This window comes from Companilactobacillus alimentarius DSM 20249 (genome assembly GCF_002849895.1).
GTDB classification, from domain to species: Bacteria; Bacillota; Bacilli; order Lactobacillales; family Lactobacillaceae; genus Companilactobacillus; species Companilactobacillus alimentarius.
Map to the genome: position 1 here is coordinate 1,062,649 of NZ_CP018867.1, position 24,398 is coordinate 1,087,046.

25 protein-coding genes are annotated in these 24,398 nt (G+C 34.7%); 5 read left to right on the forward strand and 20 right to left on the reverse strand.

The genetic code is table 11. From position 1 onward, the window contains the following. Nucleotides 1–11 precede the first annotated feature (11 nt). The 10 genes from LA20249_RS05135 to LA20249_RS05180 form a co-directional block, all read right to left on the reverse strand. The gene (locus LA20249_RS05135; protein WP_057736839.1) at nucleotides 12–551 is read right to left on the reverse strand and encodes a CinA family protein; all 540 of its coding nucleotides are present in this window, start codon (nucleotides 549–551) and stop codon (nucleotides 12–14) included. A gap of 24 nt (nucleotides 552–575) precedes the next feature. Then, nucleotides 576–1,160 (reverse strand): CDP-diacylglycerol--glycerol-3-phosphate 3-phosphatidyltransferase, encoded by a 585-nt coding sequence (gene pgsA / locus LA20249_RS05140; RefSeq protein ID WP_057736836.1) that lies wholly within the window; start codon nucleotides 1,158–1,160, stop codon nucleotides 576–578. A 115-nt stretch (nucleotides 1,161–1,275) separates the two neighbouring features. Further along, nucleotides 1,276–2,124 carry a helix-turn-helix domain-containing protein gene (locus LA20249_RS05145; protein ID WP_057736834.1) on the reverse strand — a complete coding sequence of 283 codons (849 nt, stop codon included), beginning with the start codon at nucleotides 2,122–2,124 and terminating at the stop codon, nucleotides 1,276–1,278. Between the two features lie 65 nt (nucleotides 2,125–2,189). Then, nucleotides 2,190–2,915, reverse strand: coding sequence for an elongation factor P 5-aminopentanone reductase (gene ymfI, locus LA20249_RS05150; RefSeq protein WP_162254615.1), 726 nt, complete (start codon nucleotides 2,913–2,915; stop codon nucleotides 2,190–2,192). Beyond that, nucleotides 2,916–4,154, reverse strand: coding sequence for an EF-P 5-aminopentanol modification-associated protein YfmH (gene yfmH / locus LA20249_RS05155; RefSeq protein WP_057736830.1), 1,239 nt, complete (start codon nucleotides 4,152–4,154; stop codon nucleotides 2,916–2,918). Between the two features lies 1 nt (nucleotide 4,155). Further along, a complete protein-coding gene (gene yfmF / locus LA20249_RS05160) occupies nucleotides 4,156–5,430 on the reverse strand; it encodes an EF-P 5-aminopentanol modification-associated protein YfmF (RefSeq protein ID WP_057736828.1) in 1,275 nt (424 codons plus the stop codon). Further along, nucleotides 5,427–7,829: a DNA translocase FtsK gene (locus LA20249_RS05165; protein ID WP_057736826.1), complete on the reverse strand. Its 2,403-nt coding sequence runs from the start codon at nucleotides 7,827–7,829 to the stop codon at nucleotides 5,427–5,429. Before LA20249_RS05165 ends, yfmF begins: the two co-directional genes overlap by 4 nt. A gap of 82 nt (nucleotides 7,830–7,911) precedes the next feature. Continuing rightward, a complete protein-coding gene (locus tag LA20249_RS05170) occupies nucleotides 7,912–8,367 on the reverse strand; it encodes a DUF1149 family protein (protein ID WP_057736824.1) in 456 nt (151 codons plus the stop codon). Between the two features lie 14 nt (nucleotides 8,368–8,381). Beyond that, nucleotides 8,382–8,891: a tRNA (uridine(34)/cytosine(34)/5-carboxymethylaminomethyluridine(34)-2'-O)-methyltransferase TrmL gene (gene trmL, locus LA20249_RS05175; protein WP_057736822.1), complete on the reverse strand. Its 510-nt coding sequence runs from the start codon at nucleotides 8,889–8,891 to the stop codon at nucleotides 8,382–8,384. Between the two features lie 183 nt (nucleotides 8,892–9,074). Then, the gene (locus tag LA20249_RS05180; RefSeq protein ID WP_057736820.1) at nucleotides 9,075–10,274 is read right to left on the reverse strand and encodes an AI-2E family transporter; all 1,200 of its coding nucleotides are present in this window, start codon (nucleotides 10,272–10,274) and stop codon (nucleotides 9,075–9,077) included. 68 nt (nucleotides 10,275–10,342) lie between these two features. On the opposite strand from LA20249_RS05180, the gene LA20249_RS05185 reads away from it, so the two are divergent. From LA20249_RS05185 to LA20249_RS05195, 3 genes are all read left to right on the forward strand, one after another. Further along, nucleotides 10,343–11,362, forward strand: coding sequence for a lactonase family protein (locus LA20249_RS05185; protein ID WP_057736818.1), 1,020 nt, complete (start codon nucleotides 10,343–10,345; stop codon nucleotides 11,360–11,362). Nucleotides 11,363–11,395: 33 nt separating this feature from the next. After that, complete coding sequence (locus tag LA20249_RS05190) at nucleotides 11,396–12,235, forward strand: undecaprenyl-diphosphate phosphatase (protein WP_057736816.1); 840 nt, start codon at nucleotides 11,396–11,398, stop codon at nucleotides 12,233–12,235. Nucleotides 12,236–12,348: 113 nt separating this feature from the next. Beyond that, a complete protein-coding gene (locus LA20249_RS05195) occupies nucleotides 12,349–12,993 on the forward strand; it encodes a copper homeostasis protein CutC (protein ID WP_057736968.1) in 645 nt (214 codons plus the stop codon). 85 nt (nucleotides 12,994–13,078) lie between these two features. Here the strand turns inward: LA20249_RS05195 and mgtE are convergent, their stop codons facing one another. From mgtE to yjbM, 4 genes are read right to left on the reverse strand one after another with little or no spacing between them, the layout of a single operon-like run. Then, a complete protein-coding gene (gene mgtE, locus LA20249_RS05200; protein ID WP_057736814.1) occupies nucleotides 13,079–14,452 on the reverse strand; it encodes a magnesium transporter in 1,374 nt (457 codons plus the stop codon). After that, the gene (locus tag LA20249_RS05205; RefSeq protein ID WP_057736812.1) at nucleotides 14,445–15,365 is read right to left on the reverse strand and encodes an RluA family pseudouridine synthase; all 921 of its coding nucleotides are present in this window, start codon (nucleotides 15,363–15,365) and stop codon (nucleotides 14,445–14,447) included. Before LA20249_RS05205 ends, mgtE begins: the two co-directional genes overlap by 8 nt. Further along, complete coding sequence (locus tag LA20249_RS05210; RefSeq protein WP_057736810.1) at nucleotides 15,352–16,164, reverse strand: NAD kinase; 813 nt, start codon at nucleotides 16,162–16,164, stop codon at nucleotides 15,352–15,354. Before LA20249_RS05210 ends, LA20249_RS05205 begins: the two co-directional genes overlap by 14 nt. Then, nucleotides 16,161–16,817 (reverse strand): GTP diphosphokinase, encoded by a 657-nt coding sequence (yjbM, locus tag LA20249_RS05215; RefSeq protein WP_057736808.1) that lies wholly within the window; start codon nucleotides 16,815–16,817, stop codon nucleotides 16,161–16,163. The genes LA20249_RS05210 and yjbM overlap by 4 nt, the downstream gene beginning before the upstream one ends. 144 nt (nucleotides 16,818–16,961) lie before the next feature. Between yjbM and LA20249_RS05220 the strand changes: the two genes are divergently transcribed. Next, nucleotides 16,962–17,615 carry a DsbA family protein gene (locus LA20249_RS05220; RefSeq protein WP_057736806.1) on the forward strand — a complete coding sequence of 218 codons (654 nt, stop codon included), beginning with the start codon at nucleotides 16,962–16,964 and terminating at the stop codon, nucleotides 17,613–17,615. A 42-nt stretch (nucleotides 17,616–17,657) separates the two neighbouring features. On the opposite strand, the gene LA20249_RS05225 is transcribed toward LA20249_RS05220, so the two are convergent. The 4 genes from LA20249_RS05225 to LA20249_RS05240 all read right to left on the reverse strand — a co-directional run bounded on the left by LA20249_RS05225 (nucleotide 17,658) and on the right by LA20249_RS05240 (nucleotide 21,137). Then, the gene (locus LA20249_RS05225; protein ID WP_057736804.1) at nucleotides 17,658–18,533 is read right to left on the reverse strand and encodes a competence protein CoiA; all 876 of its coding nucleotides are present in this window, start codon (nucleotides 18,531–18,533) and stop codon (nucleotides 17,658–17,660) included. Nucleotides 18,534–18,600: 67 nt separating this feature from the next. Further along, nucleotides 18,601–19,263 carry an adaptor protein MecA gene (locus LA20249_RS05230; protein WP_057736802.1) on the reverse strand — a complete coding sequence of 221 codons (663 nt, stop codon included), beginning with the start codon at nucleotides 19,261–19,263 and terminating at the stop codon, nucleotides 18,601–18,603. A 494-nt stretch (nucleotides 19,264–19,757) separates the two neighbouring features. Next, a complete protein-coding gene (gene spxA, locus LA20249_RS05235) occupies nucleotides 19,758–20,156 on the reverse strand; it encodes a transcriptional regulator SpxA (RefSeq protein WP_057736800.1) in 399 nt (132 codons plus the stop codon). Between the two features lie 255 nt (nucleotides 20,157–20,411). Beyond that, complete coding sequence (locus LA20249_RS05240) at nucleotides 20,412–21,137, reverse strand: MBL fold metallo-hydrolase (RefSeq protein ID WP_057736798.1); 726 nt, start codon at nucleotides 21,135–21,137, stop codon at nucleotides 20,412–20,414. Between the two features lie 147 nt (nucleotides 21,138–21,284). On the opposite strand from LA20249_RS05240, the gene LA20249_RS05245 reads away from it, so the two are divergent. Beyond that, nucleotides 21,285–21,632, forward strand: a complete 348-nt coding sequence (locus LA20249_RS05245; protein ID WP_158294587.1) for a hypothetical protein — start codon at nucleotides 21,285–21,287, stop codon at nucleotides 21,630–21,632. Here LA20249_RS05245 and LA20249_RS05250 read toward each other — a convergent pair. Together LA20249_RS05250 and LA20249_RS05255 are read right to left on the reverse strand one after the other, a co-directional pair. Then, entirely contained in the window at nucleotides 21,622–23,619 is a 1,998-nt protein-coding gene (locus tag LA20249_RS05250) for an ABC transporter permease (RefSeq protein ID WP_057736794.1), read from the reverse strand. The genes LA20249_RS05245 and LA20249_RS05250 overlap by 11 nt on opposite strands. Next, on the reverse strand, nucleotides 23,600–24,370 hold the full coding sequence (locus LA20249_RS05255) for an ABC transporter ATP-binding protein (protein WP_083477857.1): 771 nt from the start codon (nucleotides 24,368–24,370) through the stop codon (nucleotides 23,600–23,602). Before LA20249_RS05255 ends, LA20249_RS05250 begins: the two co-directional genes overlap by 20 nt. Nucleotides 24,371–24,398 lie beyond the last annotated feature (28 nt).

Genomic DNA, 24,398 nt, shown 5'->3' on the forward strand with positions numbered 1-24,398 from the left:
ATGTTTGTTCGTTATATTATTTTCCAAATGAGAGCAAATCCACACAAAACTGACTTCAAGCGAATTGCTTGTCTAGTACCTTCAAAATGAAATTCTTTAACTATTTCTTCATTATTTTGGCGATTCCAAACGCCAATAAAGACTGTTCCTACGGGATTGCCTTCCAATGGATCTGGACCCGCCACACCTGTGAAGCCCAGTCCAATATCAGCATTCAAATTCTGTGCCGATAATTCAGCCATTGCTTTAGCAACAGGATTGCTGACCACTGTATAACGATCAATCAATCCTGGATCCATGCCTAATAACTGAACTTTTATATTATCTGCATAAGTGACAAAGCCACCATCAAATATATTTGAGGCACCAGGTACTGATGCAACTGTAGCTTGAAATAGACCAGCGGTTAAACTTTCCGCAGCTGTTACTTTTAAAGATTTCTCTTTCAAAAGATTTACTGTCTCTTCAGCAAAATTAGCCCAAGCTTCAGGCGTTCCCTTTTCAAAATCAGTTTTTTCAACACTTTCTAAAATCTCTGCTGCTTTGTTCATTGCTCTCTCTTTCAAATTACGTATTTATCTCTTAAAAATATCTCTTGCTTGATAGAAATAATCTCCACCTGAATAAAGTGTAAAGATCAAACAAATATATAAGAATATTTGACCAATAGGTATATTAATTGCGGAGAAGAAGATATTATTCATCAATAAGAAAATAATTGCAACCATTTGAGTCGTTGTCTTGATCTTACCAGGCATTTGAGCAGCCATAACTTTGCCGCCCTCTTCAAGAACAATTGTTCTTAGACCAGTAACAGCTAGTTCACGGCAAACAATGATTGCTACAACCCAAGCTGGAGCCATTTTGAAACTTACTAGAAAAATAAACGCTGTCATAACTAGCATTTTATCTGCTAAAGTATCAGCAAATTTCCCAAAATTTGTTACTAAGTGACGTTTACGAGCTATTTTCCCATCTGCTAAATCTGTTAATGATGCTACGACAAAGACTATTGTGGCGAAAACTCGATTCATCGGAATTAAATTGCCGAGAACAAATAAATCTCCCCAATCAGACCAGTTAAAAGCTAATAAAATAATGAATACCGGAATTAAGATAATCCGAATCATTGTTAGTTTATTTGGTAAATTCCAAACCATTAAAATATCCTCCAAAATAATAATATTTGTCATCTAAAACAGACAAGCGCAGTAATCAAAGTAGGATTACCACGCTTGTCTATCTAAATAACACATGTACCGTATTCCCACTACTTTATTTTTCAATATTAAACGTAAGCGTTTTGACGATTGAGCTACTACTATCAACAGTACCTAAATCAAGCTTCTTACCATCAATTGTAATCTCTGTATTATTAACGTTACCTGTTTGAATCTTGAAACTTGTCGTATCAGCGGGAACCGTAGTTTCTTTTTTCTCATCTGCACTCAAGGCTTGTTGCCAAGTCGTATTGGAGCCTTCCGTAAATTGAATCCAAGCTTGACCACCTTTTCCTGTCACAACAACTTTTAAACCAGAAGAAGGAACGTTTTTAACGGTATAAGTGTCATCTGTATCACTCGCCTTAACACTGACTGATTTTGTATCAGCTTTTTTAGCTGTCTTCTTGGTTTTCGTTGTTTTTTTGGTTTTCTTACTTGTAGATTTCTTAGTTACCTTAGTTGTATTGTCCTTAGGAATCGTGACGCTGGAAGCATTTTGACTACGATGAATCATTCCAAAGGCAATCACAGCAATAATAACAATAACAACAATACCAACTACTATTTGAGGAATATAGTTACCTAAACTAGAAAAGAATGAATTTGACTCTTCTTTAATTGAGCGGGTTTTATTCTCCTGTGGAGCTTCTTCTTGAGCAGGTTGAGAATTAGGGATGTCTGCTTTATATTCTTCTAAGACATCATCACCAGAAATTCCAACCGCATCAGAGTACTGTTTGATAAATGCTCTTACATAAAAATCACCAGGAAGATGATCAAATTGACCCTCTTCAATCGCAATTAAATAGCGTTTTTGAATTTTTGTGATTTGTTGCAAATCATCAATTGTATAACCTTTTTTAATACGTGCATTTCTTAACTTTTGGCCAATTTCGTCCATTATTTACCACCGATTAACTAATTTTTCTAAGTATAACATAAACCATTATCTAACTACTAGCGACCTTATAACAGCCACCCTCCAGCAAAATAAATTGTTTGCCCAGTTAAATAATTTGATTCAATATTGACTAGGTAGCTGACTAGGTCGGCTATCTCATCTGGATTAGCCAGTCTATCAGCTGGTATTTCCTCTTTAACGTTCTCTAAATCTTCACTACTAAACTCTTGAGTATTCATTTTTGTATTTACGGCACCTGGCGCTACCACATTGACAGAAATACCTAATGAAGCAACTTCTTTGGCATACGCATCAGCAAATGACGACATTGCACCTTTTACTGTACTATAAACCACTTCCATAGCCGAACCAATTTTTCCGTAAATTGAACCTATGAAAACAATTCTTCCATGGTGCGTCTTAGCCAATTTATCCTGCAATTGCTTCAAAATCAGAATTGGCAATTTAACATGAATATTCCACAAGGCATCAATTTCTTTCTCAGAAATATCAACTAACAATTTATAATATGTATTTCCCTGTGCAAAAACGATTGCATCTAAAGCAAATATTTGTTTTGTCAAAGATTCGACTGCTTCGTTTCTCATATCAAACTTAATTGGAATGAAGTCTTGTTTCGGATATTTTCGCACTAATTGTTGGCGTAATTTATCAGTCCGTTCGTAATTTTTATTGTAATGCAAGTAAAGCGACCAACCTTTTTTTGCCAACGTTTTAGCAGTACTGGTTCCAATATCGCCTGAACTTCCCATGATCAATGCATACATAATTTACTTCCTATTTGGTAATAAGTTATAGTAAGTACTATTTTCATCTTTTAAAAATTGTTCTGAAACGTCTAACAGATCTGATTTACTAATTGAATTGATCATCCGAATTAATTCTAAATAGTCAACATCATAAAAATACAATTCCGCCATCTGGTTAGCAATAGCTTCAGGTGAGTTTTGAGCAAACAAATAAGACCCAATAGCATCGCGTTTGATCCGCTCAAATTTATCATCACTCAAAACCTTTTTCAGAAACTCATAAGAAAGATGTGTTCGCAAATATTCTTGAAATCTTTGAACATTATTAGTAGCTCCACTAATAATGATAAAACAATAGTTGTTTTCTGCAACCACATTGTAAGAAAAACTATCATCAATTAGACCTAATTTACTCATTTCTTGATAATTATCAGAGGATTCACCAATTAAGGTTTCCATGACCATATTCATAACATATTGACGTCTAACTAAATCATATCCCGTTAAATTAGTGTCAATTCTAATACCATAGGCTGACCGTGATTGGGTGATATCCATTTCTTCTTGACCACCTCGACCAATTGGAATTAATTTTTCAAAAGTTTTATCGACACGAGGCCCTTGAGTTTGAAAATTAGAATTTTCAACAATATTTTCAACTTTTTCAGGATCAACATCACCCACAATGACCAAATTCATATTGCTAGGACGGTAATTAATCTGATAAGTCTCTAATAGATTTTGATTATTAATTGTTTGTAGGGATTCACTGGATCCGGCGATATCTTCAGCAATTGGGTCATTGGGATAAAGTTGACCCAAGATTCTTTGTTCCAATACAAATTCTGGCATATCCAGATACATCTGAATTTCTTGGTCAATGATTCCCCGTTCAGAGGCAACATTCTTTTCGGTGAAATAAGGGTTTTGTACTAAATCTAAAAGAACTTTTAAATTCTCATATGGTTTTTCCAATGTCTGAAATAAATAAGCCGTCTTCGTATAACTGGTATAGGCGTTAGAATTAGCTCCGTATTTAGCAAATTTCTCAGATGAATCATAAGTTGGCTTAGCGAATAACTTGTGCTCAATAAAATGGGCAATACCTGCAGGTAAAACTTTTTCCCCTTGTTTAGTATCGACTGAACCAAAATTAGTCATCATCACGCCATAAACTTGATTAAAACCGCTTAAAGGGACAATTTCAATTTGTAACCCATTAGCCAGTTTTTTTACGTGTCTTTCTAGTTTATCTGTCATTCTAATCTCCAACCAATTGATATTGAGCAATCGCATGCATATGTTCAGCAACTCCGGAAATTTGCTTTTTATCCAATTGTGCCAATTTTTCTTCAAATTGTTGATCATTCAAAAGAGTACTTGGATAAACCGTCTGCCAAATACTACGCATAATATAATGCTGAATTGAATCACTAGAAATTTTCCGTTGAGTCAACATAACCTTTTGTGCATGCTCTATTTGTGCATCAGACATTTTTCCTTGTCTGATATAGGAAATTTGGTCATTGATCAACTTCAAAGTTTTATCAACCGAGTTTGCATCCAAGCCGGCTTGAATTATTACCAAATGGCTAATCGGTTGATAAGAACTTGAGACAGAATAAGCTAGGCTATTTTTCTCTCGAACTTGTAAAAAGAGTTGCGATTGATCATCGCCACCTAAGATCAAGTTCATAACTTGTGGGGCTAAACGATTGAAATCTTTTGAAACTCTTTCAGTTGAATATGCCAAACCAATTCGACTCTGATTAAGATGCTTATGCTCAATTTGTGTATTTGGGTGCTTTATCAAGTCATCGAACTTACTAAAAGAAATCTGTAAATCTCCCCGATCATTTTGTAGTTTATCAACAAAAATACTTTCGTTTAAGTAATTGAGAAATTCAGTCTCAGACACATTTCCAACCACATTGATAATTACAGTATCATTCTTTATCACATCGCGATAGACTTCTAATAACTTCTCATTAGTGAGTTCCTTTAATTGCTCGATACTTCCCAAAATTGGAATTTGCCGATTAGGATCATTTTGATAAATTAACTTAATCAAGCCTAGAGAACTAACTAAATCTTGATTGTCTTGAATCGAGATTAAATTCGACATCAAATTACGCTTTTCCGTTTCAAAGGATATTTGATCGAACTTATTTTGTTCCAAGTTAGGTTGGAAAATAATTTCTCCTAATAAATCCAGATTCTCTTTAAGTTGATTTTTTCCATCAATTAAAAAATTAGGATCAGCGAATTCAACACTAAAGGCTAAATCATTAAAATTCAATAAATTACGTGTAAAAACATTGATTTCAGATCCGTAGAGTTCCATTTCACGATCATTTATCGCTTGAAAACTAGGATAATTTTCAGTTGAATTGGACAGTACATTTGCCAGTAACCGACGACTTGTATTTTCTTCTTTATTCAAGGGGCGCAAAAAATCCACTTGAATTTTAATTGTCCGGAATTTTTTGATTGGATCAATGTTCAAAAAAACATTTTTTGCTAGCTTTTTTCTCAATTTTTCACCTGATTTTTTCTAATTGTTTCTAATTGCTCCTCAGTAATCAAAACTTTTCTCGGTTTACTACCTTCTGATGGACCAACGATTCCCTTATCTTCCATTTCATCAACCATTCTGGCTGCTCGATTATAACCAATTTGAAATCTTCTTTGCAACATAGAAACACTGGCTGACTGTTGTTTTACTATCAAATCGACTGCATCATCCCAGTACTCATCATTTGGTTTGTCACCGCTTGAAGTGGAACCATCATCCACATCAGTAGGGATCATATCTTCATCATACTCTGCAGCCTGTTGGTTGCTGACAAAATTGACCACATTTTCCACTTCCGACTCAGAAATATAAGCCCCTTGTAATCTAACTGGTTTACTCTTACCAATTGGCTGAAAAAGCATATCACCACGTCCTAAAAGCTTTTCAGCTCCTACAGAATCCAAGATGGTCCGTGAATCAACCCCACTAGAAACAGCAAAAGCTATTCTTGAAGGAATATTAGCTTTGATCAATCCAGTAATAACATCAACTGAAGGACGCTGTGTGGCAATGATAATATGCAATCCAGCAGCACGAGCCATCTGTGCCAGTCTAACAATAGCTGCTTCTACTTCATGTCCTGCAACCATCATCAAATCAGATAATTCATCAACTATAACGACGATATATGGAAGGCGCTCCATCTTTTGATCATCCTCAGCCGTTTTATTGAACTTATCGACATCAGCATTATATTCGCCAATATTACGATGACTAGTTTCAGCAAACAGTTTGTAACGCCGCTCCATCTCTTTAACAGCTTTTTGTAAAGCCCCAGCGGCCTTACGTGCATCCGTTACAACTGGAATCAATAGATGTGGGATGCCGTTATAAACATTCAACTCTACCATCTTCGGATCAATCAAAATCAATTTGACTTCACTTGGCTTAGCCTTCATCAAAATTCCTGTAATAATTGTATTGATTGCTACAGATTTACCACTACCAGTTGAACCCGCAATTAACAAATGCGGCATCTTAGTGATATCAGCTTCGATGATATTTCCAGAAACTTCTTTTCCTAGTGGCACAATCAGAGGATGTGTCTTATCCTTTTGATTTTCAGTAATGTCTCTAAATGAAACCGTTGAAATCGTTCGATTAGGAACTTCAATCCCTACAAACGACTTACCAGGAATCGGAGCTTCAATTCTAATATCCTTAGCTGCCAGTGCTAAAGCCAAATCATCAGCCAAATTAACTATTTTGCTTACTTTGACACCAACTGCTGGCTGAATCTCATATTTGGTAATAGTTGGTCCAAGACTAGCTTTTTTAACTTCAACATCTACACCAAAACTTTTGAATGTTTGTTTTAATTTATCCTTATTTTCATCAATCAATTGAACTTCGGCACTCTGATCAGTTTGTGGAACTTGTTTTAATAAGTCTGGACCAGGAAGCTGGTAATCACTGTCATCTGTCTCTGATACTTTCGTACTAACAGGATCTGGTAGATCTTTATCCTTAGTGCCATCAATTCCGTAAGGTTTAGAAACAATCTCTGCCTTACTTTGTGAATCAGCTTCAGTCAAATTCGGTGTCTTATCGGAAGTACTAGGCATATCAATATGAAAATCTGAATCATCAGTTTTCTCCTGAACTGCCTTTTTAGCAAAACTATTCACGTCTTTAAATTTAGCTTCATCACGCTCAATTGCTGGTGATGACGTCATTGTAGGAGCATTAGTTTTCTTTTCTTTTTCAACTGCTCGTTGATCTACATAATCACTATATTTCCCAGTAATAGCATCTTTTATTTTGATAGTTAAATGTTTGAAATAAACTAAAACATTCGTTGTAACGATAGATACCTGTTTCATCGTTACATTCAATAACATTAAAATACCAATAAAAATAATCAATCCCGTTACAAAATAAGTTCCCACAGTTGAAAACATTGGCATAAAGAAGCTATATAAATAAGAGCCAATCATTCCTCCACCAACAGATTCGCTAACTGAAACTTGAGTAATATTAGCTGCTAAGGTATTCCATGTCACTAAATTATAATTATGATACAACGACATATTGGAAAAAAATATGCCATGCAAAATTATCAGTGTCCCCAAATATACAAACAGTAACCCGAAATTTCTTTTAGGCGTCATAACGGGTATTCGTCCAGTTGCAATCACAAATGCTGCAACAAAAATACTGATGATCAATAAGACCGGATAACTATCTCCAACGAAGATTCGATAAATATTATCAAAAGTTTTTCCCACGATTCCAAACTTGAATAAACCTAAAATCGACAGAATTATCCATACAAGACTAATCAGTGATTTGATCAGACGTGAATTATTGGTCGTTTTTTTTCTCTTTCTAGGCTTTGAAGTTGCCTTTTTTCTTGCCATAAATACCTCACACGTTTCTAAAAGTAATCATCTAAAATTATACCTTTTTTAGACCTTAAAAAAAACAGTCCAACAGGACTGTTTATTTATCTGAATTCTTCTTCTCTTTAGCTTTTAGTTCCTTTAAAGCCTCATTAGGTTCAATCTTTATATTTTTATTAAAATTCAATGAGAAACCACGATTCAAGGCCACACTAGTAATTTGATACGTCATAGTCTCAATGTATTCAACTACTGGACGAGACAATTGTTGAATATCTTTTGGTTCAAGATCTTGAACTTCACCTTGAAAACCAACTGGTTGAACGATTTGTCCTACTAATCCTGACACTTTAAAGGGAGCGTTCTCAGGATGAATCTCAAATGGTACAACTACTTGAAGAATCTTTCCTTCTTTTTCACTTAAAGGCTGCCCATTCTCATCTTTAAAGTCTGGGTGCTCTACACTGATGTTTAGTTCAGTTTTAACATCAGCACTGCTTGATTCAACGTCGTAATGAAAAGCCTGAACATTTACTGCACCTTTATTGATTTTCATTATAAATTTTACCTCTAATCTAATTTATCATTTTCGTAATGATGACTTAATTCCAATCCCTCAAAATGCTGTTGACGAACAGCCTCATAGATTACCAAGGCCGCACTGTTGGACAAATTAAGTGCTCGAATATTATCACTCATAGGGATTCGAAGACATTTTTCTGGATTCCGACGCATGAAATCCTCTGGCAGTCCAGTCGTTTCCTTGCCAAATAGAAAATAATGATCTTTTGAAGTATCGGTAAAGTCTTGATCACTATAAATTTTATTGGAAAACTTAGTGATCAAATACAAATACTTATCATCTGGAATGGAATCTAAAAAATCATTTAAATTATCATGATAAGTAATATCGACCTTATCCCAATAATCTAACCCTGCTCTTTTCATATGAGCATCGTCAGTATTAAAACCCAAAGGGCGAATCAAATGTAATTTAGTATTAGTACCAGCACAAGTTCTAGCAATATTACCAGTATTAGCCGGCATTAAGGGTTCATATAGTGCAATATGATTAGTCATTTTTATCTCCTTTATTAACGAAAAAGCGCATACCCTCGGTGAAAACCACAGCAAGGACATGCGCTAGTAAAAGCCTTATGTTTACTTGCTTTTGTCAAAATTACTTCTGAGAAAAACAAATAACAGTAAACTCATCTCACTTATTATATACAATATATCAGGTCTAGACAATAAGAAAATGAATTATTTATGAATATCCTCAGTTTTTTTTGTATCTTTTTCAACCGTTTTTTCTGGTAAGTCATCATCGTCATACCAATTAGAATTTCGCTTGAACCAATTGAAGAAACGAAGACAAATAATTTTTAAAATAGCAAATATTGGAATACCAGCTATCATCCCAATCAAACCATACATTCCAGCTGAAACCAATAATACCAAAATGGTTGTCACCGGATGCATCTGCATTTTATTACCCACGATAATTGGTGAAATCACTCGAGTTTCGACTGTCTGTTCAACTATAAAGACGATTAAAACCTTTAACACCATCGAAGGCGCAATAAAAGACGCAATTACTAATGATGGGATCAATGCTAAAGTAGATCCAATATAAGGAATTAAATTTAAAATTCCTGCCACGATTCCTAAAACTAATGCATATCTTTGGCCAATGATTAGATAGCCAACAAAAAACATCACAGCTACCCAAAAAGCTACGGTTAATTGCCCTGTTATGTAAGAACTCAATGATTGACTGATTTCAGAAAGCATATCGCCAACGGATTTCTTAACACGATTAGGCATAAATTTAACGATTGAATCTTTAAATTTCTTATCGTCCTTTAACATAAAGAAAAGAATGAACGGTGCAGTCATGATGATAACAACTACGTTAGTTAGCACACCAACTGCTGAACCAATATTATTCACAGTCTGTGGTAAAATTTGATCCATTGATTTCTCAAAGCTCTTAGTTACACTAGCGTTCGTTTGAATTAGGCGCTCTTTGATCATATGTAATTTAGGATCAGAAAACATATTCTGTAGGCTCTTATTCATCGAGTTCCAATATTGTGGCCAATTTTTAACCAAAGAATCAATTTGTTCTTGCACAAAGGGAATCAGTGACATAACACCCCATATCAATAAAGCCAATATGATAATAAAGACAAAGGTTATTGATATGATTCGTTTAACATGAAACTTACTTTCTAAGACATTGATCAAAGGATTAATCAAATAGTACAGTACCAACGCCAAAATAACTGGTGGCATCGTTATACCTAAGATTTGACTGAGTGGGTCGAAAACGAAGCTTATCTTAGAAAAAAGATATATTATTAAAAATACCAAAAAGACATTAATCAAAATTACTGTTAATTGGTTATTCAAAAACCACTGATAAAACCAACTTTTTCTTTTTTCTGGCGTTTCTTTCATAAAGTACTCCCCAAAAATTTTCTATTAAGAATATACTATATACTATACAATGTTTGGAGGTTTTTGTAATGTTTGAAAAGGTTCTCTTTAGTGGTTACACAAATAAATCTGGTAAGGGCGTCTATTCAGCCGAATTAAATTCTGACAATGGCGAATTATCAACGCCAAAAGTCCTAGTTGAATTGAACAGTCCTACGTATATTGATGTAACTAATGATATGAAATTGATTGCTCTAGCTAAAAAAGACGATCGTGGTGGTATTGTTGTCTATGACATCAGTGGTGATGAACCAAAATTATTAGATGAAGATTATTCTGAACAGACTTCACCATCTTATGTTAAATTTGATGCCAGTCGTAATTTAACTTTTAGTGCATATTTCCATTTAAGTAAGGTAAAGATCGACCATTTAACTGATGATGGTAAAATCGAACACTATTCTGAGGTTAAATTTGAGGGACATGGTCCCCGAGTTGAACAGGATCAATCAAAGCCACACTTTAGTGCCTTAACTCCTGATGGTAAATTGATTATCTGTGATTATGGTGCTGACCGTATTTATATTTACGATTTAAGTGATCCAAAAAATCCAAAATTAATGAATAACTACATTGCTCCTGCTGGCTATGCTCCAAGGCACTTAGTTTTCAATCCAACTAAGCCTTATGTTTATGTTGCTTGTGAATTATCATCCAAGGTCCTTGTTATGGAATATAATGCAGAAACCGCAGGTCTAACATTAGTTGACGAAGTTGATGCTGCTAAGGATGAACAAAAGAATACTACTGCTGCCATTAGAATTACTAAAGACGGTAAATTCTTATATGCTTCAACTCGTGGTGCTGATACGATTGCACTGTTCTCCGTTAATGAAAAGGGCGACCGTCTTAAGAAAATCAATACTACTTCTAGCGATGGCAAAGGTCCTAGAGATTTTGAGCTTGACCCATCAGAGAAGTATTTAGTTGCTGCTAACCAAGATTCCGACAATGTTACTATTTTCAAGAGAAATATGAAAAAGGGAATTTTGACTAGTTTGGAAAATAATATTTCCATTCCTGAGTGTGTATGTGTACACTTTATTTAGTTTCAAATTTAATCAGGAGAATAATTAATTATTATGTTCATTGAAATCATTAAGACCATTATCCTTGGAATAATCGAAGGTTTCACTGAATTTCTACCAATTAGTTCTACTGGACATTTATATTTAGCTGATGAATTTATTAAATTAAAAGAATCAACTGCTTTTATAAATATGTTTATGGTAGTTATTCAATTTGGAGCAATTTTAGCGGTTATCCTTATTTACTTCCACAAGTTAAATCCTTTCTCGCCCAAGAAGAATCAACATGAAAAGAAGCAAACTTGGAGTATTTGGTTCAAAGTTATCTTAGCCATTATCCCATCTGTCGTAATTGGGCTTCCATTAAATGACTGGATGGATGCTCACTTAACAAGTTGGCAAGTTATTTCAGCTACATTGTTGATTTACGGTATTTTATTCATTGTCGTTGAAAACTGGCTTAAGAATAAGCAACCACAAACTGCTGAACTTGAAGATCTCTCATACAAAACAGCCTTTCAAATTGGACTCTTCCAAGTACTTTCACTAGTACCTGGTACATCACGTTCTGGAGCAACCATTTTGGGTGGTATGACTGTAGGTACTTCAAGATTCGTCGCTACAGAATTTTCTTTCTTCTTAGCTATCCCTACTATGTTTGGTGCTAGTTTATTGAAGATTTTAAAATTCTTTGCTCATGGAAATACTTTCTCAGGAGATCAAATTATTATTCTTCTGATTGGTACATTTGTTTCATTCATCGTGGCTTATGCTTCAATTAAATTCTTACTTGACTATATCAAACGCAATGACTTCAAGGCCTTTGGTTGGTATAGAATCATCTTAGCTATTATTGTAGTTGCCTACTTCGGCATCAAAGCAATGGTCGCTTAATAATAAAAGCGGGACAAAACATGGCTTTCTCCTAATTGGAGTAAGTTAATCATGTTTTGCCCCGCTTTCTGTTAGAATGTATTTATCAAATATTAAAAAAGAGGTTGATGATTATTTTTAAAGAAGTCGCTGTCGAAAATTTCACTAATATTCCCTTGGCCGTCTCTAAGGGTGCTAATCGAATTGAGTTAAATGATAATTTAGCTGTTGGAGGTACAACTGTCAGCCTAGGAGTTCTCCAAGAAACAACTAAGTATCTTCAAGAAAAGTCCATTCCCGTCGTTGAAATGATTCGTCCTCGTGGAGGAAATTTTGTCTACAACGACCTAGAAATCAAAATGATGGAGGCTGACCTCTTCCAAGCTCAAAAATTAGGCGTTGACGCTGTCGCCTTTGGTGCTTTAACAAATGATGGCGCTATTGATGAAGACGCTATGGAACAACTGATTGCTGCTTCTTCAGGAATGCAAGTCGTCTTCCATATGGCTTTCGACGCCCTGGCAGAGGAGAATAAAAAAGGTACAATAGATTGGCTAATAGATCACGATGTCGATCGTATTCTAACTCATGGTGGGCCCTTAACCACTCCAATCAATGAAACACTCGACAATATTAAAAAATATATCGATTATGCTGATGACAGAATTACAATTTTACCCGGTGGCGGTATCAATTACCAAAATTGTGATATGATTGCCGAAAAATTGAACATTAAAGAAGTTCACGGTACAAAAGTTATTCAAGGTATCAACGATTAATAAAATAAAAATGCACGATAGATTCAGTTTTGAAATCGAGACTGATATCTATCGTGCATTTTTTCTTATAATTTTCATTTATTATTCAAGCTTTTACAAAATATTGCATAAAGATTCCAGCAATACTGAAATAAATCAAGACACTCGTTAAATCACTCAACGTCGAAATAAAGGGACCACTTGCCACAGCTGGATCGAAGCCAAAGCTAGACATCAACATTGGAATCAAACTTCCAGCTAAATTAGCGACAGTTATCGCAGCACACATAGCCATCCCAATCACCATTCCTAAAACAAAATTATGTTTCCAAATACCAACTAATAAGAATACAGAAATTCCTGTAACCAAACCAGTTACAAACCCAGTAATCAATTCTTTACCAACTAGCTTTACAAATTCGTGGCGATTGATTTCTTCTACCGCTAAACGTCTAACAGCCACGGCCAAACTCTGCGTTCCTGCATTTCCGGCTGTACCAGTAATAGTAGAAATAAAGACCGCCAAAATACTGGCCTCAGCTAAAAGATTTTCATAATGATTAATCAGAGTCGCCGTAATCATACTCAATAACAACAATGTGATTAACCAAGGCAACCGCTTAGAAGCAGCTTTGAAAGGACCATCGTTATTAGTTTCATCCATACTAACACCGGCCAAACCAGAATAATCTTGTTGAGCTTCGTCATCAATAACTTCAATAACGTCATCAACCGTAACGATACCGACCAACTTATTAGCATGATCTACGACTGGCACAGCTAAAAATTCATAATCTCTAAAAATTTGGGCAACTTCTGCCTGTTCAGCATCAACATTGACCGTTATAACGTCACTATTCATCTTAGCACCTAACGTATCATTGTCATCTAACATGATTAAATCACGTAACGACATAACCCCAACCAAGTCATCATGACTGTCCAAAACATAAAGATAATAAATTGTCTCCGCTGTTTGAGCGAACTTCTTTAAAGCCCTGATTGCCGTTTTTGCAGTCTCTTCTTCATGAAATTGAACATAATCGGTGGTCATAATACCACCAGCCGTTTCAGTATCATAATGCAATAACCCTCGTAAATTATTAGCATCGTTACGTGGCATTTGTTCTAAGAAACGATCAACGTCAACCTTATCAAGATGTTCCAATACATCAGCTGCGTTATCGTCGTACATATCGTTGAGCATTTTAGCAGCATACTGTAAATCCATTTCCTTCAATAATTCAGGAATAGCTGGATTATCATCTTCAATAGTATCAAACATGTCACCCATTTCATCTGGTTCTAGAATCGAGTATAGTGTGATCCGCTCTTCTTTGTTTAAAGTGAGGTAGAACGTACTTTGATCATAAAAATGCATATCAAGATAGGTTTTTCGAAATCGTTTCTTATCATCCCTATCAAGGTACTCTTTTAACTGTTCAAATTTTTCTTGCAGTCTTTTTTCATTTTCATCCATTTCTCTCACCCCTTAGCACACCCTTTAAGATTACCATATCTTTGGGTAAAGGAGCCTTTAAATTTAATAACTCTTTAGTAACGGGATGAACAATTCTCAAATTATAACAATGTAAAGCTTGACGAGAGATTCTTTGATCTTTTTTACCGCTATACATGTCATCTCCAATTATGGGATAGCCGATTGCTGACAAATGCACCCTTATCTGATGCGTTCGACCCGTCAGCAACTTTAATTCCAGCAAGCTAGCTTTTGGATAATGTGCAACTGTTTTATAGAGTGTTTTTGATTCTTTGCCATTTTTATAATCAATCACACGTCTGTAAAAAGCTTGAGGATCAATTCCAATAGGTAAATCAATCAATCCCTGCTTAGGATTTATCTGACCATCAATCATTGCCAAATAAAACTTCTGAAAATCTTCCGTATGTAAGATTTGATCCAATAAGGAATGTGCATAGGAGGTTTTTGCAAAAACCATCAATCCAGAAGTATCACGATCTAATCGCGTTACCAAATGAATGGAACTATTTTCATTTTTAGCAATCAAATAGGCTTTGACTAGGTTAGCCATTGTTTTACCATCACGCGCTTTAGCAGGTAAACTAGCAATCCCTGGAGGTTTATTTATAACCAATAAGTAATCGTCCTCAAAAATGACATCAACAGGTCCACGCATTGGTTCAATCAAGTCTGATGGCTTTTCATTGCTCAAGACAACCAATACTTCGTCTCCTGTTTTTAATCCAAAATTAAAATGACGTTGGCGATGATTAACGAAAATCTGTCCACCTTTATTTTTTAAATTGTGCAACTGACTAGAGGAAAATTTATGTTGCACTAAAAAGCGACGAACGGTCCTTTTATCATTATCATTGATGACGAATTTCAGAAAACGATTATTCTTTTTCATGTTGTGCTAAGAAGGCAGTTTCTACTCTAGTCCAGAAATGACGATGACGATATTGAGCAAATTGAGCTCGTTGATGATTTAATTTGATTGTTATTTTCTTCACATTTCTTAATTTAGTTGTTATTCCATCACAACTGATCACATAATCATCCGCCGTTTGTGGATAAAGATCTACTTGCTGATTATGAGGAATAATTATTGGCGAAGATATTGTTCGATAAACTCGATTATTAATTGATGCAATCTCAATCATTTGAAAGACACTAATTTTAGGATGGATCAATGCTCCACCAACTGACTTAGAGTAAGCTGTTGACCCTGTAGGTGTTGAAAAGCAAAGTCCGTCCCCTCTAAAGCTTTCAAAAAATTCTTTGTCCAAGTCAACCCGGGTCTTCATTGTCAAAGAAGAAAGACGTCTGACCACTGTTTCATTGATAGCAATACCATGAAATATCGAACCTTCTTTATTTTCAACAGCAACATCCAATACCGGATAACTGGTTGATGGAATATTATCTTGGCAATCAATAATTCTCTTTGCTAACTCATCAATTTCCGTATCCATCCAATCGGAATAAAAGCCGAGATGTCCTGTGTGCAAAGCCAAAAATCTTACACTATCTAGATGTGCTGCATAGGCATGAAAAGTACTTAAAAGCGTTCCATCTCCGCCGACACTGATAACTAATTGCGGATTGCGACGGTCTAAAATCAATCCAGCTTCTAATAAACGGCTACGTAATTTATTCGCAGCTGCCACTGACTGTTCTTTATTATTATTATTAATCCATAATTTCATTTTTTATCTTGCTCCGTTGGGCTATTTAGATCTCGTTTTCGATCTGTAAAATATTGTTGTGCATCTTGAATTTCTTCACGAATTTTTGACATTTCTTCATCCAACATAAAGGAAGCTTCCGCCGCCCGTTTTAAACGTTCGTTGATTTCGTCTGGAAAATCTCCCTTATATTTATAATTAAGAGAATGCTCAATTGTCGACCAGAAGTTCATTGCTAAAGTTCGAATCTGAATTTCCGCTAGAATATTGATCTGACCATTTGCCGTTTGAATAGGATATTCAATCACCACATGGTAAGAACGATATCCACTCGGTTTACTATTAGCGATATAATCACGTTCTTCAACTACTCTCATGTCCTCTCTAATATGGAGTAGTTTGGCCACATCGTAAATATCTTCAACAAATTGACATTGAATCCTAATCCCAGCAATATCTTGCATATCCTGTTCCAAAAGTTCTTTAGAAATAAATCTTCGACGCATTTTTTCCTTAATACTATCAACAGTTTTCACACGTCCAGTGACAAACTCAATTGGTGAATGTTCGTTCTTTTCTAGAAACTCCTTACGTAAATTTCTAAATTTGATCTTTAATTCGTCAACTGCTTGTGAATATGGTATCAAGAATTCATTCCATTTTATTTCTGACATAGTAACCTCGCTTTAATATAAATATATCGTAAATTTATGAAAGTTTCATCTAATACAAATAATACAACCCTCAGAGTTTAAAATTTTACCTTTTTGAAAAATGTTGGTAGAATGACAATGCAATAGAGATGGAGGAAAAACATAATGTGGGAAGTATTTATATATATCAATCCCTTATGTTCGTACTGTTTACGAGTGGAACAATCGATTATCGATTTTACCAGAAAACATAATATCGACACACAATATCATTTTGTCACGAACTGTAATATGGCAACAATTAATGATTATCTACAACAAAAGGGCTATAAGATTTCAAATATTGAGGAACGCAATAATGCATCCAAAGAAGTAATTGAAGCTGCAAAGCTGTACAAAGCTGCCTCATGTCAGGGCAACAAGAAAGCTCGCAATTTCTTAATGAATCTTCAAGAACAAGTCAATGTCTTAAACAATCCCTTTGATAATACCACTATCAGACGCGCAGTTAACAATAGTGGCCTTGATTACAAAGCTATTATGACAGATAAAGACAGCCAATGCGTCGTCCAAGGATTGAAACGAGATCAACAGTTATCTATGGAAATGAGTGTTCAAAAAGCACCAACAGCTGTGATCTTTGATTGTGAAGATGAACAAAAACCCGGTGTCATGATTAATGATTTTGGTAACGCCGCTTCCCAAGATGATATTAGTAAGAATATTAATCTAATGCTAGAACGAGAACTACCTAAAAATGAAACTAGTCGTTTTGTTGAGTCCGGAACAGTTGTCAGTCTAGATAAATTTAGAAGATAATTATTTGTAAACAATTGAGCATGAGCACTAAAAAATCCTTCATCATTGATGAGGGATTTTTTGATAACGATATTTAATCAATGGTTGGTCTAAAAATATATTTTTTTGACCACATTGACGTTGCCAAGCTGGAGTCTTATAAATCGGTGCCTCAGGTTTAAAGAAACGTCCTTTTAAATATTCCTCAAGAGGACGATTATGTTTTAAATAAAAATTCAATTTAATTTCTTTAGTTACGATATCATTTTGGCGGCGAATCCTTTCCAAAAAATAATCGTCTAATAAAAGATCTTTTAAAATTCTCCCAGAGAATTCCGTACGAAACATCTTTTCGAACTTATCAGAAGAAAAAGTTTCCTTTTGATATATTAAACGATTAAATGGTCCTAAAAAATTAATGTGATGAAATAATCTAAAACATTTTTGTTGTGAGTCAAGCATTAAAATATAATATTTAAAATTATCATTATAATCAATAAATTTTAAATGTTCTCTTTTCAATTTATTGCTTAGGTAGTGCCCACCTAAAATCCAAATATTTTTCATATTTGCCTTGTGATACCCTATAACACGTTTCTTCAAAACTTCTACATCCAAATTGGCACACTGATATTCGAAAGCTATCCGCTGATCCACTAAAATATCAGGACGCTGTTTAATTTTTTTCAAATAAACTTCTGTTTCCAAGGTATGAGGTTTAAGTTTACCAATTTCTGTTTTAATTATTTTTTTACCCAGTAAATGTATCTCACGTTCATTTAAATCATTATCTTTTTTGTTCTCATGTCGAAAATATTTTCTGTTATTTGTCGATATTAACTTAACTCTTTTTTGGCATTTACAACAAAAGTATTCGTTTCTCTCCAAAGCATCACAAGCATTTATTAACAAACCGGTTTTATCTAAAGCTGCATACATTTCAATCACCTCTGATTGAAATTACGAAAAAAAAGATCGATTCATTACGAACCGATCTACTTTTTATTTATTTAACAAAATAATATCTAGTTAATTCCAAAGCCGTCTTCGACATGATTTCTTTACCATACTCAGATAAGACAGCCGCTGTAACCTTAGTTTTAAAACTATACTCACTAAGCAAAGCTACGACATCACTATAAGTCATCTCGTGCATTTCATCTGTAAACAGAATTAATTGCAAATAGTATTTGTTATTATATTCCCAAAGATTAGAAATGCCACTTTCTAAGTGTAATAAATCAGCCAATTGGACGTAGTCCTCAAAGTCCTTAAATTCAACAATAATTGTCTTTGTAGGTGTATCTGGGTCGTTCAAATATGGGGCTGTATCACTGTCATATTCTTCAGTACCTATTTTTGAATCATCATTATTATTAACGACTGAACCCTGTAGCCCATTTAATGGCAATGAATCTGTACTCTCAGAATCATCACTCTTACTAATTAATAGTTCCAAACCTTCTTTGTTTGGCATTATTTGGAAAGTAACTGGTTCATTGTTTGTAAAGACATGATCCTTATCAACTTCATCCAAAATACTGTAGAAGAATGATTCAATTTGTTTTTTATTACCCAACAAATCCAGAACGGTAACTCCACGTTCCTTTAAATCATCTGTACTAAGAATGACTCTGATTGTATTATCATTAAGTCGATCCATTTCCATCATAGTCACCTCAATTCTGTATCTATATTCTAACAGTCTCAAAAACTATTTAAACTATCATATACCGATAAATCTAGCCATTGAATTAATATACTAAATACAGAAAAACTAGTCAAAGAAAGTGACTCTCAATTTTAATCGAATTCATATTTAATTAAGTATTTGCATAATGCTTTCTACGACCTTATTTGGTTTACGGACGTCTCTGACGTCCCCATAACACTCCCTAGAAAACGGCTTTGCCGTTTAAATGCATGGTCTACGGACGTCTCTGACATCCCCATAACACTCCCTAAAAACGGCTTCGCCTTTAAATGCATGGTTTACGGACGTCTCTGACGTCCCCATAACACTCCCTAAAAACGGCTTCGCCTTTAAATGCATGGTCTACGGACGTCTCTGACGTCCCCATAACACTCCCTAAAAACGGCTTCGCCGTTTAAGGGAGTGTAAAAAAAAGGATCACTTCCCAAGGAAAGTGATCTACTTATATTTTATAATCCAGCCATTAATTGAGCCTTTTGAAGTTCCATTGTTCTGACACTTCTTGGCAAGAATCTTCTGATTTCGTCTTCATTGAAGCCGACTTGAAGACGTTTATCATCCATGATGATAGGACGCTTCAATAAACCAGGATTTGTTTGAACTAAGTTTAACAATTGATCAATTGTTAAATCGTCCAAATTAACCTTAAGATTTTGAAATGCCTTTGAACGTGTTGAAATAATTTCTTCTGTTCCGTTCTCAGTCATTTGTAAAACTTGTTTGATTTCTCGCTTATTTAAAGGTTCTGAGTAAATGTTTCTTTCTTTGTAAGGAATGTCATGTTGTTCAAGCCAAGCCTTGGCCTTCCGACATGATGTGCAACTTGGAGATGTATAAATGGTAACCATATATAATCTCTCCTTTCCTGTGTAGTATCAAACTCTTTAAACACTTTATTATTATAACTTATTACAAGTATAAAATCTATACTTTTTCAATAAAAAGTTACGAATATTTGTTCGAGATTTGTTCTATTGTGAAAAAAATTACCCACTATAATGCTGTTTACATAAATCGTTCACAAATTATATCAGTTTTAACTTATTTGTTCCATTAGTAATAATTGCTATTCTTTTCAATGTAAGCGCTAACTATAAGCTTCTTTAGATTTCCATTTCCAGACCTTGAAATGCGTTAACTACTGGAATCTGTTCAGCATATTTTTGTGTTTGACTTAACATTGTCTCAACGTCAACGGTTTGAGGAAGATGACTGATCATCAGACGCTTTACATTAGCATCTTTAGCTAAGGTTCCAGCTTCCTTAGTATTCAAATGCCATTTACGACCTGTGACATCTTCTGGAAAATTAGTATCAGCAATTAATAAATCTGCATCTTTACTAAAATCAACTAAACCGTCAAAATAAGTTGTATCAGCGGTATAAACGATAACCTTACCAGTCTTATCAGTGATTCGCATTGCATACGCTGGCACTGGATGAACTGTTCTGAGAAATTCGAATTTCAAAGTTCCAATCTCAGTTGGTTCATAATCATTATAAGCAATACCCTTGGTTGCATTAGGTTCTGTCAATTGCGCAAAGTTGACAAAATCTTGAGTATGACCATAAATAGGTAGTGGGCTTTCCTTTTTAGCAGCGAGCCAATTGTATTGTAAAACCCCAACATCTGCCGTGTGATCATGGTGATAATGAGAAAGAATTACAGCGTCTAAATCTGTCGGTTGCATGTAATTAGATAAAGCGTTTAATACTCCACTACCACAATCAATCAACATGTTCTTGCCGTCGTTTTGCAACAAATATCCTGATGTACCAATACCCTTATAGGGATATCCACCGTAAAAACCTAAAACTGTAACTAACATAGAAAACCTCCAAAAATTTTAATTGAAAGGATTTCAATAATTATGAACATAACATTAAAGCTAGGCACATATTTTTTTCTAAAGAGTCAGCTAACTTCTGCTGATACTTTATTAAAACCCTTATTAAGTACTAATGCAGACCATCTTTTGATAAAAAAATTATCCACTTTTGCACAATATCGCAGTATCAATGGATCTTACGAGTCATCCAATAAGTTGTATTCCTTGACATATTTAAAATTAAATCCTGATCAAGCTAAACTTTTTGAGGACAAACTATTCAGTACCCATCCCTACTCCTTTAATTCTACCTCAACCGCAGTCTTTCAAAAAAGGGATAGTCCTAGAGAATATTTAATTATTAAAACATTTACTAGTCCTATTGAAGTCAAAAAATGGGGAAAAAAATTACAACTAGAAATTCAAAATCAAATCCAAGGTGGCAATGAAGAGGATTTTGGTTTCTTTACAAAAAGTTATTCCATCACAGACTAAATTTTTGTTTAATTCCATGCCAAGAAATTTGATAACTTACAAAGCCAAACAATCCATAAAAGATCACATAGCCACCATAAATCAAGATAATATTTCTCGATTTTCCTGCTGTATTTGACATTGCAATTGAAGTCACCGCCTGCATCAAAGCAAAAATCAACGGTATTAAAAAAGTCAATGTATTCTCTCGACGAACAATTCGTTTGATTTCATTTTCCTCCACGCCAATTTTTTGAAGTGTTCGTAATTGTCTGGATTGATAATCATCACGCAAAAGTATTCTCAACGTTAAAACACTGCCTAAAGCAATTAATAACGCTACACTAAATAGTGACACAATAAAGAGATAGAAGCCACCTCCTTGGACAAATTCCTTTTTTAAGCTTCCTTGACGAATAAATCCTGCTTGTGTATAGATTGAAGGCGCATATTTAACAGGTTCCTTCTTCAAAACTTCAATAGTTGAATTAGATAATGACGATTTAAAGTTGACCTTCATGTAATAAGAATTACGAAAACCATCTAGTCGATTCAATTGCTTGGCACTTAAACGATCTCCCTTTTTAAAATCCCAGCCGTAAAAAGTATCTTCAACTTCAGCTGGCATTTTCTGATAATAATCATCTGGAACAATCATCATTGGTCCAAAATGCATTGAACTTCCATAAGGAAAAGAACTACCGGTTTCAACGGTGGAGATCAACGGAGCATCTTTTACTTCGATATCATGCTCTTTAAAATGATGTGAATCAAAAATTGACCCATTATAATCAATTTTTAAAAATTGATGCGAATCAATCTTGCTATTCCATTTTCGCATTCTTCTGGGCAAACTCATGTAATCGGTGTAAGACATGAACGTCATCGGCTGACGCACAAAATCTCGATCATCCTTTTTATAATAAGAAACTAAATTTACTTTCACTGGGGTTTTGTATTCACCCTTGATCTTTGCCTTGCTGTTTCCTAATTCTTTTTTGATAACTGCAACCGTATTTTTATCAGCGGCTAATTCAAAAGGGTAAGCCCCATTGTAGTTACGATGAACCGCTTGGTAGCCAAAGTAGCAAAAGGTCAGTAGCATTAAAGCCAATGCTGAAAGTTCTGTCACGAACCACAGTGTCGAAATATTTTGAAACAGTCGTTCCTTCAAATATTTAAAAGAAAACATATTGATTCCAGAATATGAAACAGACCGTATTCCTTGTAAAACATTCAGTATCGTTGGCAAAAAGCCAAAATAGACTAAATAAGTTCCAAAAACATCAGCCAGCATTACAAAGAATATTTCCGTGAGCGGTTTTGCCGAATAACTAATTGTATGCATATCATAAAATAATGAAACCGTGCATAATTGTGCCAACAGTAACAACAGTAAACCAAAAATTCCCGCTGGAATTCTCAACCACCACCGGGTCTTTTTTGTTCGTTTAGCCTTGCTTTTTTGTAAAATTCGTATTGTTTTAATAGAATTGACAATGCTTAAAATCAATGTGGAGAAGAAAAATAGTTTTGCCAGTAGGAAAATATCATTCCAACTGATATGCATTAAAAAATTGAATCTTAAACGCATCAGAAAAAATAACATCATCCCCATAAATTTTTGAAAAATCAACGTAGCTAATAAACCTATAAACCACGCGAGCGTTTGGACAAGTGCCGTTTGAATAAAGCTTATTCCGACGATTATACTTCGCTGCATACCTAATTTTTTAAAAGTAATAAACTCATTTCGCTGCTGTTGAATAAAAAAGCCTCCAACGTAGATCATGTAGACGAACGCACAGAAGGCAAATAAACCACTCATCATTATCGTTATTTCTGAAATAAAAGAATTCCACGACCGCAATGATGCTCTTACAGAGGGATTGTCACCTAATGAAATTAAGATTCCAAAGACACCAATGGCAAAGCTGCACGCTAAAATGTAAATCAAATAACTGTCACGCATGTTATATAGACTGCGCTTAATAATCTTTCGATACATTAAAGTAATTTCCTCCTCCAATTGTTCTTTGCATATTAATTATCTGTTCAAAAAACTTATCACGATTGCCCGGATTGACGATCTCTGAAAAAACTACTCCATCCTTGATAAAAACTACTCGGCTACAATAACTAGCTGTAAATGCATCGTGGGTAGCCATCAGAATAGTCGTCTTTTCACGTTTATTCACCAGTTGCATATAATTCAACAAAATCGTAGCCGATTTAGAATCAAGGCTTCCTGTAGGTTCATCTGCAAATAATATTTCCGGATTATTGATCAAAGCCCTTGCTGCAGCTACAATCTGTCTTTGTCCGAGTGACAGTTCATCAATATTTCTCTTACTTAATTTCTCAATATTGAGTAAATTCATCATATAATTGAACCGTTCCTCAATCAGTTTTTTGTTAGAACGGTTCAAGGCTAAGGGCAAGATGACGTTCTCCTTAACATTCAATGAATCCAATAACTCGAAGCTTTGATAAATAAAGCCCATCTTATTTCGGCGATATTTAGTCTGCTCACGATCGTGCAATTGCGTTAAGTCTAATCCATCGACAATAATTTGACCGTGATCTGGTCGTTCATTGGTCGAGATCATATTCAAAAGTGTTGTCTTGCCTGCACCTGAAGGTCCCATAATACCCAAAAATTCGCCATGCTCGACTTTTATGCTTATGTCCTTGATGGCGTGAACTGCATTCTTTTTTCTACCAAAATCTTTTGATATATTCTTTACTACTATTTGCACAGTAATTTCTCCATAATTAAATAATTAT